Here is a 15,593-nt window from a genome sequence, read left to right on the forward strand (position 1 = left end):
ATCCTGCGACGCCGGGGACACCGACCGCACATCGTTGCACCGCGTGACACGGCGCCCGGGGGCCAGCGGGCAGCGGGCAGCGGGCAGCGGGCAGCGACAGGCGCTACGCCAACCGCGCCGCCACGAACGCCACCATCCGCCGCACGAGCTCCACGCGCGACGTGGCCCGGCGGTACTCGTGCCCCTCGCCCGCGAGCTCGAGGTACTCCACGTCGTGCGACCTCGCCGTGAGCGCCTCGACCACCTGGTACGCCTCACCGATCGGCACGTTCGTGTCGAGCTCGCCGTGCACGACGAGCAGCGGCGCGGTGACGTCGTCGATCGCCCGCATCGGCGACAGCGAGTCGAGCAGCGCGGCGTCGTCCACGGGGTGCCCGTACTTCGTCGCGGCCGCCGAGGCGATCCACGGCTCGGTGTCCCGGTAGAAGGTCGCGAAGTCGCTCATCCCGCACACGGCGACCCCGGCCGCGAAGACGTCGGGGGTGAAGGCCAGGGACGCGAGCGTCGCGTACCCGCCGTACGAGCGGCCCTCGACGGCGACGCGGGAGCGGTCCGCGTACCCGTTCGACACGAGGAACCGCGCGCAGTCCACGACGTCGGCGAGCGCGTTCCAGCGCAGCCCGAGGTCGTCGGCGTGCACGAAGTCGCGCCCGTACCCGCTGGACCCGCGGATGTTCGGCGCGAACACGGTGATGCCCGCGGCGGCGAGCGCCTGGTGTTGCGGTGAGAAGGTGGGTCGCTCCTGCGACTCCGGTCCGCCGTGCAGGTGGACGAGCGCTGCGCGCGGCTCGGGATGCACGGCACAGACGTCGGGACCACCACCGGTCGACGGCGTGGCCGGCTCCACCGCCCGGTACAGCCAGCCGGTGATCTCCAGTCCGTCACGCGCCGCGAAGCGCTCGAGGGTCGGCTCGACCAGGGGCACCTCCGGCAGCCCGGGGACGCCGGTGACCCGGCTCCACGTCAGCGCGTTCGTGTCGAGGCGCCAGAGCTCCCGGGGCCGCAGGGGTCCCTCGACGGCGAGGAGCACACTGCGCCCGTCGCGGCTGAGGACCGGGTCGGTGACGACGTACCCGGGCAGGTCCGGCACGGGCGTCCGCGAGGCGTCGTGCGTGTTGATGAGGTCGAGTTCGCTCCGGCCGTCGACGTTCCAGACGAGCAGCAGGGTCCGGCCGGCGTCGTCGGCGTCGAGGTACTCCAGTTCGGCGTCGTCGCGCTCGGTGATCCGCCGGGGTGCGCCGCGCCAGCCGTGCGGGCCGACCGGCTGGGCGACGAGCCCGCGGCGGGGCAGTCCGGCCTCGGTGGCGACGTAGGCGACGAGCGGACTGGTCTCGCTCGCGGGTGCCGGTCGGAGGAAGGCGATCTCCGCCGAGCCGTCCGGCGAGTCGGCGAGCAGCGCGTGGCTCTCGTCGGTGAGCCGGTCGACGACCACGACGAACTCGTGGCCACGCTGCCCGTCCCGGAGCACGACGAGGCGCTCCTCGACGCTGAGGTCGAGGATGTGGATGAGCTCCCCCACCGCGAGGTCGTCGCGGTCGCCGGAGACGGGGTCGACGAGGTACGAGCGGGCGGGCTGGTCGGCCTCGGTGGACGGCAGGGTGATGACGACCCGGTGGCCGCTGCGGCTCCACGGGCCGAGTTCGGCGTGCTGGTACCGCGACCCGGCGATCTGCGCGGCGTCGGTGCCGTCGGGTCGGACCACCCAGACCTGCTGCTTCACGCCGCCGTCGGTCGCGATGGCCACGGCGAGCCACTCCCCGTCGGAGGACCACGTCACCCGGATCACGGGGTCGTCGGACAGCCGGATCCGCACGGGCTCGGGTGCTTCGTCGCCGACGACGACGTCCTGCACGAAGACCTCGGGGGTGCCGTGCCGGTCGCTCACGAACGCGACGCGGCGGGCGTTCCGCGTCATGGTGGGCCCCCACGATCCCCAGGCCGCGACGAGGCGCTCGCCCAGGTCGGCCGCCTGCCGGGCGCGTGCCGACGGCTCGAGGTGGGTCGCGCCTCCTGGCCGCACGGCGGGCCCGCTCACCGCACCCCCTGCTGCTGCAGCCACATCTCGATCAGGCCGAGCTGCCAGAGCGCGTTCGCGCCGATCTCGGTCCGCGTGCTGTTCGGGTCCTGGAGCATCCGCTCGACCGTACCCGGATCGAAGAGCCCGCGCTCCCGCGCCTCCGGCGCGTGCAGCGCCTGCCGGACGCGCTCGAGGTACGGACCCTCGAGCTGCCGGATCGCCGGCACCGGGAAGTACCCCTTCGTCCGGTCGATGACGGCGTCGGGGACGATGCCGCGGGCCGCGCGCTTCATGACGCCCTTGCCGCCGTCCGCGAGCTTGAGCTCGGGTGGGATCGCGCCGGCGAACTCGACGAACTCGTGGTCGAGGAACGGCACGCGCGCCTCGAGTCCCCACGCCATCGTCATGTTGTCGACGCGCTTCACCGGGTCGTCGACGAGCATCGTCATCGTGTCGCTGCGGAGCGCGGCGTCGACGCTGGTCTCCGCTCCCGGCACGGCGAACGCGGCGTCCACGAACGCCGAGGGCGTGTCGTCGTCGCTCCGCCAGCGTTCCCCGAGCAGGGGTTGGAGTGCCGGCCACCGGCGGTCCATGAACACCGAGCGGTAGACCTCGGCGGCCTGGTCCCGCGGGACGGAGGCGAGCGGCGGGTACCAGCTGTAGCCGCCGAGCACCTCGTCCGCACCCTGCCCGGACTGCACGACCTTGACGTGCTGCGACACCTCTTGCGAGAGCAGGTAGAAGGCGACGCAGTCGTGGCTGACCATCGGCTCGCTCATCGCGCCGATCGCGCCGTCGATGCCGTCGAGCAGGCGCGACGAGGGGATGCGGATGCGGTGGTGGTCGGTGCCGAAGTGGCGCGCGACCTCGTCGGAGTACTCGAACTCGTCGCCGGACTCGCCACCGGCCGACTCGAAGCCGATGCTGAACGTGGCGAGGTCCTGTTGCCCGGCCTCGGCGAGCAGTGCCACGACGAGCGAGGAGTCGATCCCGCCGGAGAGCAGCACGCCGACCGGCACGTCGGCGACCATGCGGCGCTCGACCGCGGTGCGGAGCTTCGCGGTGAAGGCCTCCTGCCAGTCCTGGTCGGTCCAGTCGGCCTTGTCCGGGTCGCGCTCGAAGCGGGGCTCCCAGTACGTCTCGTCACGGGAGGTCCCGTCGCGCTCGATGACCCGGACGGTCGCGGGCGGCAGCTTGCCGACGCCGGACAGGATCGTGCGGGGCGCCGGGACGATCGAGTGGAAGGTCATGTACGACGCGAAGGCGACCGGGTCGATGCTCGTGTCGACGCCACCACCGGCCAGGACAGCGGGCAGGGAGCTCGCGAACCGCACCCCGCCGGGGACCTCGGCGACGTAGAGCGGCTTGATGCCGAGCCGATCGCGGGCGAGGACGAGCCGGCCGCTGGCGTGCTCCCAGATGGCGATCGCGAACATCCCGACCAGGTGGTCGACGAACCGGGTGCCCCACTCGGCGTAGGCGGCGAGGATGACCTCGGTGTCCGAGGTCGAGAAGAACTCGTGGCCACGGCCGCGCAGCTCGTCGCGGAGCTGTCGGTAGTTGTAGACCATGCCGTTGTAGGCGATGGTCAGTCCGGCACGGGGGTGCACCATCGGCTGCGCGCCCGCGGTGGACAGGTCGACGATCGACAGCCGTCGGTGCCCGAGCGCGACCGGTCCGCGCGCCCACAGCCCGTCGCCGTCGGGGCCGCGGTGCACGAGGCAGCCCGTCATCCGCGCCACGGCCGCGACGTCCGGCGCCGTCCCGTCGAACCGGAGTTCTCCCGCGAGTCCGCACATCAGCTGTCCCCTGCCGTTCCGGTGATCCAGGTGTCCTTGGCGCCGCCGCCGCGCGAGGAGTTCACGACCATGCTCCCCTCCGGCGCGACCCGCGTGAGCGCGACGTCGGCGAGGTGGGTGTCGTCCGGCCCCGTGCCCGTGACGTAGACGAAGGCACGCAGGTCGACGTGCCGGGGGTCGAGGCCGGCCGGGCCGATGGTCGGGTGCGACGACAGCTGCACGACCTCCTGCCCGACCCAGCGGTCGGGGTCCGCGGCGATCGCCCGGCGCCGCTCGGCGACCTCGGGAGCGCTCGCGCTCGGACCGATCAGGACGTCCCGACCGCCCTCGCCGTCGACGGGCTTCGTCACGAGCTCGCCGACGCGGTCGAGCACCGAGAGCCGTTCGCCCTCGATGCTGGTCCGGTACGTGGGGACCGAGTCGAGCAGCGGCTTCTCGTCGAGGTAGTACCAGATGAGGTCCGGCACGGTGACGTACATCGCCTTGTCGTCGACGAGCGCGTTGCCCGGCGCGTTCGCCAGGTGCACACCCCCGGCCTCGGCGACGTCGAGGATGCGCGCGCCGAGGTCCGGTGCGTGCTCCGCCGCGAGCGCGCTGACGTCGCGGTCGATGCGCAGGTACAGCCCGTGCAGCACGTCACCCGTCCGCGCCTCGACGACGTGTCCGTCGCGGACGTCCAGGTCCGAGCCGGCCAGGAGGCGCAACCCGGCCCCGTCGGCCAGCCTGTGGTGCTCGAACCACGCGCCGGCGGCGGGGCCGTCGCTGATCAGCGCGATCACCGGGTCCGGTTCGCCGGTCACGGCGGTCGCGTTCGTGCGGAGCGTGTCGCGGAGGCGGTCGACCACACCGTGCGGGTCGAGCAGGTGCTCCGGCCGCGGGGCGTCCGGCACCACCTCGTCCATCAGCTCGCGGAGCGCGATGCCGTACGCGACGCCGGAGGGCGACCGGACGTTGTCCTCGAGCACGCGCCACCCGCCGAACTCGTTCCGGACCAGGTCGAACCCCATGACGGGCGCACGCACGGCGTCCTGCGGCAGCCGGGCGGCCGCCGGGTCCCACCCGTTGGCCCCGACGAACTGGTGCTCGTCCATCACGCCGTCCGCCACGATCCGCAGGGGACCGTACGCGTCGCGGAGGAACAGCTCGATCGCGCGGGCGCGCTGCCCGAGGCCGGCGGCGAGCTGGCGCCACTCGTACGCGCTGACGGTCCGCGGGACGAGGTCGCAGCCGAACGCCTGGACGCCGCCGTCGACCACGAAGCCGACCTCGTGCTCGCGGGTCCAGGTGTCGCGGGCGGCGCAGCGGTCGATGGTGGTCTCGGCGTCCCACCCGCCGAAGAACACCGCGAGGTCGCGGAAGGCCGGGCGGGGCCGGGCTCCCGGTCCGACGGCCTCGTCACCGGCGCGGACGCGGTACGACGGCAGCGTCACGGTCGGGTGCTCGGTGCGGCCGGAGGGCGTCCCGGCGGTGTCCTCGACGACCGAGGCCACGACGTCGTCGAGCTCGCCGCGCTCGGCGTACGCGGTGCGCTGCCGGTCCGTGGAGTTGCCGCGGGCGAGGGTGTCCTCGACGAGCCCGGCCACCGTGCCCCAGTCGCCGAGCTCCTCGAGCTCCGGACGCAGGCGGGAGACGAGCTGCCGGACGGCGGTCTCGGCGGGCAGCCGCTCCGGGTGCTGCCCGAGCCCGAGCAGCTCGCCGGTCAGGCCGCCACGCGCCGCCTGCCACATCGCCGCACGGTGCAGGGGTTCGCTGCGCGGTCGCCACTCGGCACCGGACTCGACCGCCTTCTCCGCCTTGCGGACGGCGGCGCGGAACAACCCGGCGATGAGCACGGCGTCGTCCACGATCGGGGTCGCGTCGCACACCCGGAGCTCGAGCGTCGGGGCGTGCGACGAGGGCCGCACGTCGAAGTACGCCATCTTCTTGTCGGCGATCACCCCGGACGCGATGAGGTCGTCGAGCATCGCGTCGTACTCGGCGGCGTCCTTGACGCGCCCGAAGCTGCCCGCCGAGGGCCACCGCTGCCAGATGATGCTGCGGAACGACGAGTAGCCGGTGTCCTGCCCGTTCCAGAACGGACTCGAGGCACTGAGCGCCAGCAGCACCGGCAGCGCCGGGGCCACCCGCTGGGCGATCTGCACCGCCAGGTCGCGGTCGCTCACGCCGACGTGCACCTGCAGGCCGCAGATGAGCTGTTCGTCGACGAGCATCCGGTACTGCTCCTGCATGCGGCCGTACCGTCCACCGGAGGTCAGCTCGAAGTCGGCGTACTCCGACCGCGGCGCGGTGCCGGCAGCCGCGATCGTGACCCCGGCGGGGGCGATCGCGGCGCTCAGCTCGCTGCGCAGGTCGACGATCACCCGTCTCAGGTCGTCGAGGGTGCGCACCACGGGGGTGTTCGTCTCGATGGTCGTGCGCTGGAGTTCAGCGCCGAACCGGTCGGCGGGCAGTTTGGGCAGAAGGCGCGGGGCCTTCGCGGAAAGTCGTCCGGAATCGAGGTCGATGAGGTGCAGTTCTTCCTCGGCGCCGAGCGTCAGCTCTGCACTCATGGGCCGAACCTATCGCCGCACCTTGTGGAAGGCCCCGCCCGAGGGCAGATCGTCGCATGCTCGAAACAATGCCGCACGGGGTACACCCCGCTGGGAGCGCCGGCGCCGCGGCACGTAGGAACGAAGGATGCCCACCACCGTGTTCTGCCTGCACGCCCTCGGATCGAGTTCCGAGGAGTTCGTCGGGCTGCGGTCCCGCCTCGCCGGGACGCTCGACCTGGTCGGGATCGACCTGCCCGGGTTCGGCACCAGCACGGCCGCGACCGGCACCACCGTCGAGGAGATGGTCGTGCTCGTCGAACGTGCGATCGGCCGGAGCGGCGCCACCGACTGGGCGCTGATCGGGCACTCGATGGGCGGGAAGGTGGCGTCCGTCGTCGCCTCGCGCACCGTCGACGGCAGCAACGGCCTGTTCGGCCTGCGCGCCGTGGTGCTGCTCGCCGCGTCGCCGCTCTCCCCCGAGCCGATGGACGAGGAGCGCCGGCAGACGATGCTCGACTGGGCGTCGGACGGCGAGATCGGCCCCGACGAGGCCGATGCGTTCGTCGACGCCAACACCGCGTCCCGCCTCGACCCGGAGCCGCACGCGATCGCCGTGCACGACGTCGAGCGCGCGGTCCCGCAGGCCTGGACCGACTGGCTCGTCCGCGGCAGCCGCGAGGACTGGTCGACCGTCTTCCCGCCGAACCCGGTCCCCGCCCTGGTGCTGGCCGGCGCCGAGGACGGCGACCTCGGTCCCGAGGCCCAGCGGACGCTGAACCTGCCGCACTGGACCGCGGGCGAGTTCGACGCGGTGCCGGACGCCGCGCACCTGCTGCCGTGGGAGCAGCCCGACGCCGTCGCCGACCGCATCCGCGACTTCTGGCACCGTCGGGTCGACCACGGTCCGCTCGTCCCCGCCGAGACCGCCCGCGTCATCGCCTCCCCCCGCGTGAGCACACGGACCCGCGGCATCCTCGCCGTCCGAGCACTCCCGGACGCCCCGGACCGCGAACCGCGCGCCCTCACCCGCGAGCAGCTCGACACGTTGCGCGCCGTGGCCCGCGCCGTCGTCCCGCAGCCGGGCGACCGCCACCTCGACCTCGCGCTCCGCGTCGACGACCAGCTGGCCGACGAACTCGGCGACGGCTGGCGACCGGACGGCCTGCCCGCCGACGTCGAGGCCTACCGTGCCGGACTCGACGCACTCCGCAGCGAGGCCGCGCAGGGCGACGAGCACCTCGCCGGGGTGCTCGACGCGGTCACCGCGGGCGAGTACACACCGACGGCGGGTCCGCTCGGTGGTTCGCAGCTGCGAGCGTGGCTCGAGGACGCCAGCGTCGACCTCGCCAAGCAGTGGATGGCGCACCCGGCGACGATGGCCGCGATCGACTACGACGGCTTCGCCAACGGCGGCGACGGGCTGCGCAAACAGGGCTTCCTGCTCCTCGGAGCCGGCGAGCGCGAAGCATGGGAACCGACGGGAGCCGGACGATGAGACTCGACCACCAGCGCCACCACAGCGAGCACGAGGTCGTCGACGTCGTCGTCGTCGGGACCGGCGCGGGCGGCGCACCGCTGCTCGCGACCCTCGCCCGCCGCGGCCTCAGCGTCGTCGCGCTCGAGGCCGGCCCGAACACCGACCCGGAGCAGTACACCCCCGACGAGGTCGAGGCCCCCGGGGACATCAACTGGATGGACGAGCGGATCAGCGGCGGCAGCGCCCCGACCGCCTTCGGCCCGAACAACAGCGGCACCGGCGTCGGCGGCTCGACCCTGCACTGGGGCGCGTTCACGCCGCGGCCGAACCAGCACGACATCCGGCTCCGCACCGACTCCGGGCAGGGCGAGGACTGGCCGATCGACCACGCTGAGCTCACCCGCTGGATCGAGCAGGCCGAGCACGACGTCGGCGTCGCCGGACCCGCGCACTACCCGTGGGACCCGGAGCGCCGCTACCGCATGGGCCCGCCGCCGCGGAACGCCTCGTCGGACATGATGATCCGGGGTGCCGCCGCCGTGGGCATCACCGCCACGGACGCCCCCGTCGGCCTCACCACCGAGGACCGGCACCAGGAGCACCACGGGCTCCGCCAGGCCTGCGTGTCCTGCGGTTCCTGCCACCAGGGCTGCCGGAACGGGGCGAAGGTGTCGATGGACACCACCTACCTGCCCGCCGCCGTCGCGTTCGGTGCGGAGATCCGCGCCGAGGCGTTCGTGCACGGCATCGAGCTCGACGCCAGGGGCCGGGTCGAGGCCGTCGTCTACCGCCAGGACGGCCGCGACCACCGGCAGCGCTGCCGCACGCTCGTCCTCGCCGCGGGTGGCATCGAGACCCCGCGCCTGCTGCTGCACACCGGGATCGCGAACAGCAGCGGCCAGGTCGGCCGGAACTTCACCGCGCACGGGGCCACCCAGGTCTGGGCGACCTTCGACGAGTCGATGCGGTCCTACCGCGGGTACCCGTCGTCGATCATCACCGAGGACTTCGTCCGCCCCGCCGACGCGGACTTCGCGGGCGGCTACCTGATCCAGAGCCTCGGCGTGCAGCCGCTGACGCTCGCCACCTCGCTCGTGCGGGGCGGTGGGCTCCGCGGTGCCGCGCTCGTCCGGGCGCTGCAGGACTACCCGCGCATGGCCGGCGTCGGCATCAACGCCGAGTGCCTGCCGTACGACGACAACCGGCTCGTGCTCGCCGACGAGGTCGACGCGAACGGGGTGCCGAAGGCCCGCGTCACGTTCTCGCCCGGGTCGAACGAGGAAGCGATCACCCGCCACGCGGTCCGCACGATGACCGCGATCGTCGAGGCGGCGGGCGGCACGGACGTCCGGGTCCTCGACCGCACGGCGCACACCGTCGGCACGGCGCGGATGGGCACCGACGCGGGGAACTCGGTCGTGGACGCCGCCGGCCGGTCGTGGGACGTGCCGAACCTGTGGGTCGTGGACAACTCGGTGTTCCCGAGCTCCCTCATCGCGAACCCGGCGCTGACGATCATGGCGCTGTCGCTCCGTACCGCCGACCGGCTGCTCCGCGACGACGCATCGGCCGACCGCGAGCAGGCCGCGACCGCCGTCGCCTGACGCGCGAGCCGAGGGACGGTCGTCGGTGGCGGTCAGGAGTCGGCGGGTGCCCGGTCCTCGATCGGCACCACGACCGGATCCGCCCGGCGCGCACGCATGCGCGCACGGCGGTCGACGTCGAGGTCGTCCTCCGGAGGATCGTTCGCGTCCGAGCCCACGAGCCAGGTGAGCCCGCGCAACCCGCGCCGGTCGTCGGAGACGAGCGCGATCGACCAGAGCGCGCCCTCGTGCTCGGCGGCGCGGCGCTGGGCCCAGTCGACGGCCTGCAGGACGTCGGCCTCGAGCAGGTCGGTCGTCTCCGTCGCGAACACGTCGCCGTCGGGGCGCTGGACGTACACGCGGAAGCGCGGGCGCGGGTCCTCCCAGGTACTGTCGCGCTCGTCGACCTCGATGACGTCCATCCCCCGAGCCTACGAGTCCGGGTCAGCCGCGGGTGCGCGCCAACCGCCGGTTCAGCGCCCCGTTCAGCAGCGCCACGAGCAGCCCCACCGCGAACACGAGCGTGCCGAAGCACAGCACCTGCGGCGGCATCCCGGCCTTGGCGGCGCCGTACACGAACAGCGGGAACGTGACCGAGGGCCCGGCGACGAACGAGGTGATCACGTAGTCGTCGATCGACATCGCCAGCGCGAGCAACCCCGCGGCCAGCATGCCCGGCGCGAGCAACGGCAGGGTCACGAGCCGGAACGCCTGCAAGGGCGTCGCCCCGAGGTCCCCCGCGGCCTCCTCGAGCGCCCGTGACGTCCCCGCGATCCGCGCCCGGAGGACCACGACGACGTAGGCGACGTCGAACGCCACGTGCGTGAGCAGGATCGTCAGGAACCCGGTGCCGAGCCCGACCGACAGGAAGAACGACAGCGACGCGGACCCGACGACGATCGACGGCGCCGCGATGTCCGCGAACACGACGGCGTTCACGGCACCGCGCCCGGGGAACCGGTAGCGCTCGAGCGCCAGGGCCAGCGGCAGGCCGATCGCGACCGAGATGATCGCGGCGAGGAAAGCGATGACGACCGAGGTGACGAACGCCTGTCCGAGGCCGGAGACGTTCACGAGGTTCGCGTACCAGTAGGTCGTGAACCCGTTCCACGCGAACGACAGCCGGTTCGTCGGGGCGTCGTTGAACGAGTACACGATCATGTAGACGATCGGCACGAGGGTGATCGCGATGGTGACCCAGTACACGATCGCGAGCCACGGCCCGCGGCGGCTCACCCCGTGCCGGCCGGGTCGGCGCGCGGCCGTCCCGGTGGCGGGTGCGGCGGGTGCGGTGGCGCGGGGCGGTGCGACGGCGGTCATACGAGGTCCTCGAGGTCGTCGGTGCCGGAGACGCGGGCGTAGATGAACAGGATGATGCCGAGCACGACCATGAGCACGGTCGAGAGCGCCGCGGCGACGTTGTACTGCTGGTTGCCGGAGTAGGCGTCCTGGATCGCCTGCCCGATCGTGTACGTGTTCGTGCCGCCCAGGAGCGCCGAGTTCACCGGGTCGCCCACGCTGTCGATGAAGACGAGCAGGACACCGGCGAAGATGCCCGAGCGGGACAGCGGCAGCGTGGTGTGCCAGAACGCCCGGACCTTGCCGGCGTAGAGGTCGTTCGCCGCCTCGCCGAGTCGGGGGTCGATGCGTTCGAGCGCGGCGTAGATCGGCAGCACCATGAACGCCAGGTCGTTGTAGGCGTCGCCGAAGATCACCGCGCCACCGGTCCCGAGGATGTGGAAGTCCTTGCCGGCCAGGCCGATCGCCTGCAGCGCCGTGACGACCGGCCCCTGCGAGGCGAGCACGAACGCCCACATGTCGGTGCGGATGACGAACGACACGAGGAAGCTCACGAACACGAGCATGAGGAGCGGGTTCTTCCACCGTGGCGACACCCGGAACGCGATGAAGTACGCCACCGGGTACCCGACGATGATCGTCACGACGGTCGCGGCCGCGCCGTACCAGAGCGACCGGCCGAGGAACGTCAGGTACGGCACCTGCGGGTCGATGAACAGGGAGCCGTAGATCCCCCAGTTCCACGTGAACGTGTAGCCGTCGTCCGGGTTGCCCGACATGAGCGAGACGATGAGTCCCGACACGAGCGGGATGACGAAGAACACGGCCAGGTACGCGGTGCCGACGACGGCGAGCAGGAACGGCACCCGCAGGCGACGACCGTGCCGCACGGGCGCGGGTCCCGGTCCGGCCCCGAGACCGGCGGTCCCGGCCGTCCCGACAGCGCTCACGACTGCACCACCGCGTTGAAGATGCCGTTCCACTCGGAGTACTCGTCGTAGTTCTCGAACACCCGGAACTCGTGCGACTTGTCGAGCACCTCGGACGACGGGAACACCAGCGGGCTGTCCGCCACGGTGGGGTCGTCCAGCTCGTCCCGGACGTAGTCCTCCGCGGCGGGCACGGGGCAGACGTAGTTGACGTAGTCCTCGACGATGCCGGCGATCTTCGGCGTGTAGTAGAAGTCCATCCACTCCAGGGCCGACACCGGGTTCGCCGCCTGCCGGGGGATCATGAGGTTGTCGTGCCACATCATCTGGCCTTCCTCGGGCGTGACGAACCGCAGGTGCTCGAACCCGGACTGCTGCGCCTGGAACACGTCGCCGGACCACGCCTGGGTGATCCAGGTGTCACCGTTCTCGAGCTTGTTGATGTAGCTCTGGTCGTAGAACCCGGTGACGCTCGGGCGGAGCTTCCGCAGCCAGTCCTGGGCCGTCCGCCAGTCCGCGGGGGTCGAGGTCTCCGGGGCGATGCCGTTCGCGAGCAGCCCGAGGGACCCGAGCTCGGTGTTGTCGCTCATCAGCCCGACGCGGCCCCGGAACGCCGGGTCGAGCAGGTCCTGGAACGACGTGATCTCGCGGTCGATGTACTTCGGGTTGTAGGCGATCCCGGTGAACCCGGTCTGCCACACGACCGAGTGCTTGTTCCCGGGGTCGTAGGTCGGGTCCTTCACGGAGTCGCCCGCGTTCGCCGCGAAGTTCGGCAGCCGCGAGTGGTCGAGCTCGCACACGAACCCGTTCTTGATCATCTGCGTCAGCTCGAAGCCGTTCGTCATCACGACGAGGTCGTAGCCGGTGGCCCCCTGCGCGCGGAGGATCGGGGACACCGTCGCGTAGAACGTGGCGTTGTCCTGGATCACGGCCTGGTAGTCGACCGAGACCCCGGTGGCCCGCTCGAACAGCTGGATGGATTCGGACTTGCCGTGGTCGGAGTCGATGTAGAGCGGCCAGTTCGCGAAGTTGAGCTGCTTCGTCGCCTTCTGGTCCGCCCAGAACCGCTCCCAGTCCACCGGGTGTTCGGGGAGCGACGCCGCCGACCCCTTGATGCTGCAGCCGGCGAGCAGGGCGGCGACCGCGGCGGCCCCGCCGCCCGCGAGGAACCCGCGACGGCTGACGCGTGCGGACGTCAGTCCGCGCACCAGGTCCGGTCGCGGACTCACGCGACGACCCCCGCGGTGGCGGGCGCGGACTGGAGGCACGGGTCGGCTCCGGCGGTGACGGTCGCGTCGGACGCGGGGTGCGCCTCCAGGCCGAAACCGTGGTCGACGCCCCACGTGAGCCAGACCTCGGTACCGGTGGCGATGCGCGGTCCGCCCTTGGAGTTCTGCGCGAAGACGGAGACGCGGCCCGCGCCCGGCACGTCGACGAGGTACTGGGTGCTGACGCCGGAGAACGACACGTCGACCACACGGCCGGGGCCGAGGATGTTGCGACCGGCCTCGGGTGCCGGCTCGGCGGTGCGGATCTTGAGCTTCTCGGGACGGACGCCGACCACCACGTGTCCGGTCGTCGCGACGGCCCGGTCGGTCGGGACGGCGATCGTGCCGGCCGCGGTGGCGACGACGAGGAGTCCGCCGTCGGTGCCGCGGACCTCGCCCTCGAGCAGGTTCGACTGCCCGAGGAAGTTCGCGACGAACGCCGTGCGGGGCAGCTCGTACAGGTCCTGCGGGCTGCCCATCTGCTCGATGCGGCCGCCGTTCATGACGGCGACCGTGTCGGCCATCGTCATCGCCTCCTCCTGGTCGTGCGTGACGTGCAGGAAGGTGAGACCGACCTCGGCCTGGATCGTCTTCAGCTCGAGCTGCATCTGGTGCCGCAGCTTGAGGTCGAGGGCGCCGAGGGGCTCGTCGAGCAGGAGCAGGGCCGGGCGGTTCACGATCGCGCGGGCGAGGGCGACGCGCTGCTGCATGCCGCCGGACAGCTGCGCCGGACGCTTCGACGCCGAACCCTCGAGCTCGACGAGCCGCAACGCCTCGGTCGCCTTCGTCATCGGGTCCGGGATGCGCCGGCGCTTCAACCCGAACGCCACGTTCTCGAGCACGCTCATGTGCGGGAACAGCGCGTAGTTCTGGAACACCGTGTTGACCGGCCGCTGGTACGGCTTCGTGTCGGTGACGTCCCGTCCGCCGATCGTGATCGTGCCGCTCGTGGGCTCCTCGAGGCCGGCGACGAGCCGGAGCGTCGTCGTCTTGCCGCAGCCGGACGGCCCGAGCAGCGCGAAGAACGAGCCGGCCGGGACGGTGAGGTCGAGGGCGTCGACCGCGGTGTGGCCGGGGAAGGACTTGGTGATCCGGTCGAGCCGGAGATCGGCTCCCGATTCGGCGAAGGTGCCGGTCATTGCCATGGTGCCTCCTGCTGCTCGTGCTGCTCGGGGTCGGGTTCGGGCTCAGCCGATGTAGGACATGACGTGCTTGATGCGGGTGTAGTCGTCGAACCCGTACTGGGACAGGTCCTTGCCGTAGCCGGAGTGCTTGAAGCCGCCGTGCGGCATCTCGGCGACGATCGGGATGTGGGTGTTGATCCACACGCACCCGAAGTCGAGGTCGCGGGCGAAGCGCATCGCCCGCGCGTGGTCTGTCGTCCACACCGAGCTCGCCAGGCCGTACTCGACGCCGTTCGCCCACGCGAGGGCCTGCTGCTCGGTCGAGAAGCGCTGGACGGTCTGCACCGGGCCGAAGATCTCCTGCTGCACGGCGCGGTCGTCCTGCCGGAGACCGGAGACGATCGTCGCCTCGTGGTGGAAGCCGCGGTCGCCCAGGCGGTGGCCGCCGAGCTCGATGGACGCGTGGTCGGGGAGGGTGTCGATGAACGACCGGACCTGGGCGAGCTGGGCCGCGTTGTTCACCGGGCCGAAGTACGGGGTCGGTGCGTCCGGGCCGGTCTGCGCGTCGGTCCGCGCCGCCTCGGCGAGCGCCGCCACGAACTCGTCGTGGATGCCGTCCTGCACGAGCAGGCGGGTGGCGGCGGTGCAGTCCTGCCCGGCGTTGAAGAAGCCGGCGGCGACGATGCCGGCCACGGCAGCGGGGACGTCGGCGTCGTCGAACACGATCACCGGGGCCTTGCCGCCGAGTTCGAGGTGGGTCCGCTTGAGGTCACTGGCGGCGGCGCGGGCGACCTCGATGCCGGCGCGGACGGAGCCGGTGATCGACACGAGCTGCGGCGTGGGGTGGTCGATCATCGCGGCGCCCGTCGTCCGGTCCCCCACGACGACGTTGAGGACACCCGGCGGCAGGAACTCGGCAGCGACCTCGGCCAGCAGCAGGGTCGACAGCGGGGTGGTGTCGCTCGGCTTGAGCACGGTCGTGTTCCCCGCGGCGAGCGCCGGCGCGAACTTCCACACCGCCATGTTGAGCGGGTAGTTCCACGGGGTGACCTGGGCGACGACACCGATCGGCTCGCGCCGGACGAACGACGTGTGGTCGGTCATGTACTCGCCGGCGCTCCGCCCCTCGAGGTTCCGGGCGGCGCCGGCGAAGAAGCGGATCTGGTCGACGGAGAGCAGGATCTCGTCCTCGACGAGGGTGGCGCGGGGCTTCCCGGTGTCGAGCGACTCGAGGTCGGCGAACTCCTCCGCCCGCTGCTCCATCGCGTCGGCGATCCGGAAGAGCGCGAGCTGTCGTTCCGCCGGTGTGGTGCGGCCCCACGTCCCGAACGCGCTGCTCGCCGCACGGAAGGCCGCGTCGACGTCGGCGGCGCTGGACACCGGCGACGTGCCGTAGACGTGCTCGTCGGTCGGGTCGATCAGGTCGAAGGCCGCGTCGGCACGGACCTCGACGGACGCGCCCCCGATGAAGTTCCGGACCTCGCTCGTCTTCGTGGTCTCCCGCATGGCGGCGATACTGGCACGGAAAAAGCCGGTTCGGAAGACTTGTAACAACGGAAATCGTCG

The 15,593-nt window shown here is 72.2% G+C and carries 11 protein-coding genes; 2 read left to right on the forward strand and 9 right to left on the reverse strand.

What is annotated here, in order from left to right; all coding sequences use genetic code 11:
• Positions 1-103: 103 nt before the first annotated feature.
• Genes HWD93_RS01565 through HWD93_RS01575 form a run of 3 tightly spaced genes read right to left on the reverse strand, consistent with a single transcriptional unit; the run spans position 104 to position 6,365 of the window.
• Positions 104-2,035 (reverse strand): S9 family peptidase, encoded by a 1,932-nt coding sequence (locus HWD93_RS01565; protein WP_261645831.1) that lies wholly within the window; start codon positions 2,033-2,035, stop codon positions 104-106.
• Positions 2,032-3,816 carry an N-acetylglutaminylglutamine amidotransferase gene (locus HWD93_RS01570; protein WP_261645832.1) on the reverse strand — a complete coding sequence of 595 codons (1,785 nt, stop codon included), beginning with the start codon at positions 3,814-3,816 and terminating at the stop codon, positions 2,032-2,034. Before HWD93_RS01570 ends, HWD93_RS01565 begins: the two co-directional genes overlap by 4 nt.
• On the reverse strand, positions 3,816-6,365 hold the full coding sequence (locus HWD93_RS01575) for a carboxylate--amine ligase/circularly permuted type 2 ATP-grasp protein (protein ID WP_261645833.1): 2,550 nt from the start codon (positions 6,363-6,365) through the stop codon (positions 3,816-3,818). The genes HWD93_RS01570 and HWD93_RS01575 overlap by 1 nt, the downstream gene beginning before the upstream one ends.
• A 127-nt stretch (positions 6,366-6,492) precedes the next feature.
• Between HWD93_RS01575 and HWD93_RS01580 the strand changes: the two genes are divergently transcribed.
• Together HWD93_RS01580 and HWD93_RS01585 are read left to right on the forward strand one after the other, a co-directional pair.
• Positions 6,493-7,842 (forward strand): alpha/beta hydrolase, encoded by a 1,350-nt coding sequence (locus tag HWD93_RS01580; RefSeq protein ID WP_261645834.1) that lies wholly within the window; start codon positions 6,493-6,495, stop codon positions 7,840-7,842.
• The gene (locus HWD93_RS01585; RefSeq protein WP_261645835.1) at positions 7,839-9,428 is read left to right on the forward strand and encodes a GMC family oxidoreductase; all 1,590 of its coding nucleotides are present in this window, start codon (positions 7,839-7,841) and stop codon (positions 9,426-9,428) included. Before HWD93_RS01580 ends, HWD93_RS01585 begins: the two co-directional genes overlap by 4 nt.
• A 32-nt stretch (positions 9,429-9,460) precedes the next feature.
• On the opposite strand, the gene HWD93_RS01590 is transcribed toward HWD93_RS01585, so the two are convergent.
• The 6 genes from HWD93_RS01590 to HWD93_RS01615 are packed head-to-tail and all read right to left on the reverse strand — an operon-like array spanning position 9,461 to position 15,533.
• Entirely contained in the window at positions 9,461-9,829 is a 369-nt protein-coding gene (locus HWD93_RS01590) for a hypothetical protein (RefSeq protein ID WP_261645836.1), read from the reverse strand.
• Positions 9,830-9,851: 22 nt separating this feature from the next.
• Entirely contained in the window at positions 9,852-10,727 is an 876-nt protein-coding gene (locus HWD93_RS01595; RefSeq protein ID WP_071302258.1) for an ABC transporter permease, read from the reverse strand.
• Positions 10,724-11,656, reverse strand: a complete 933-nt coding sequence (locus HWD93_RS01600) for an ABC transporter permease (protein WP_217637333.1) — start codon at positions 11,654-11,656, stop codon at positions 10,724-10,726. The genes HWD93_RS01595 and HWD93_RS01600 overlap by 4 nt, the downstream gene beginning before the upstream one ends.
• A complete protein-coding gene (locus HWD93_RS01605; protein WP_261645837.1) occupies positions 11,653-12,864 on the reverse strand; it encodes a spermidine/putrescine ABC transporter substrate-binding protein in 1,212 nt (403 codons plus the stop codon). Before HWD93_RS01605 ends, HWD93_RS01600 begins: the two co-directional genes overlap by 4 nt.
• Positions 12,861-14,048 carry an ABC transporter ATP-binding protein gene (locus HWD93_RS01610; RefSeq protein WP_139199240.1) on the reverse strand — a complete coding sequence of 396 codons (1,188 nt, stop codon included), beginning with the start codon at positions 14,046-14,048 and terminating at the stop codon, positions 12,861-12,863. The genes HWD93_RS01605 and HWD93_RS01610 overlap by 4 nt, the downstream gene beginning before the upstream one ends.
• Positions 14,049-14,090: 42 nt before the next feature.
• Entirely contained in the window at positions 14,091-15,533 is a 1,443-nt protein-coding gene (locus tag HWD93_RS01615) for an aminobutyraldehyde dehydrogenase (RefSeq protein ID WP_261645838.1), read from the reverse strand.
• Positions 15,534-15,593: the final 60 nt, after the last annotated feature.

Source organism: Curtobacterium sp. C2H10 (assembly GCF_025407985.1).
Lineage (GTDB): Bacteria > Actinomycetota > Actinomycetes > Actinomycetales > Microbacteriaceae > Curtobacterium.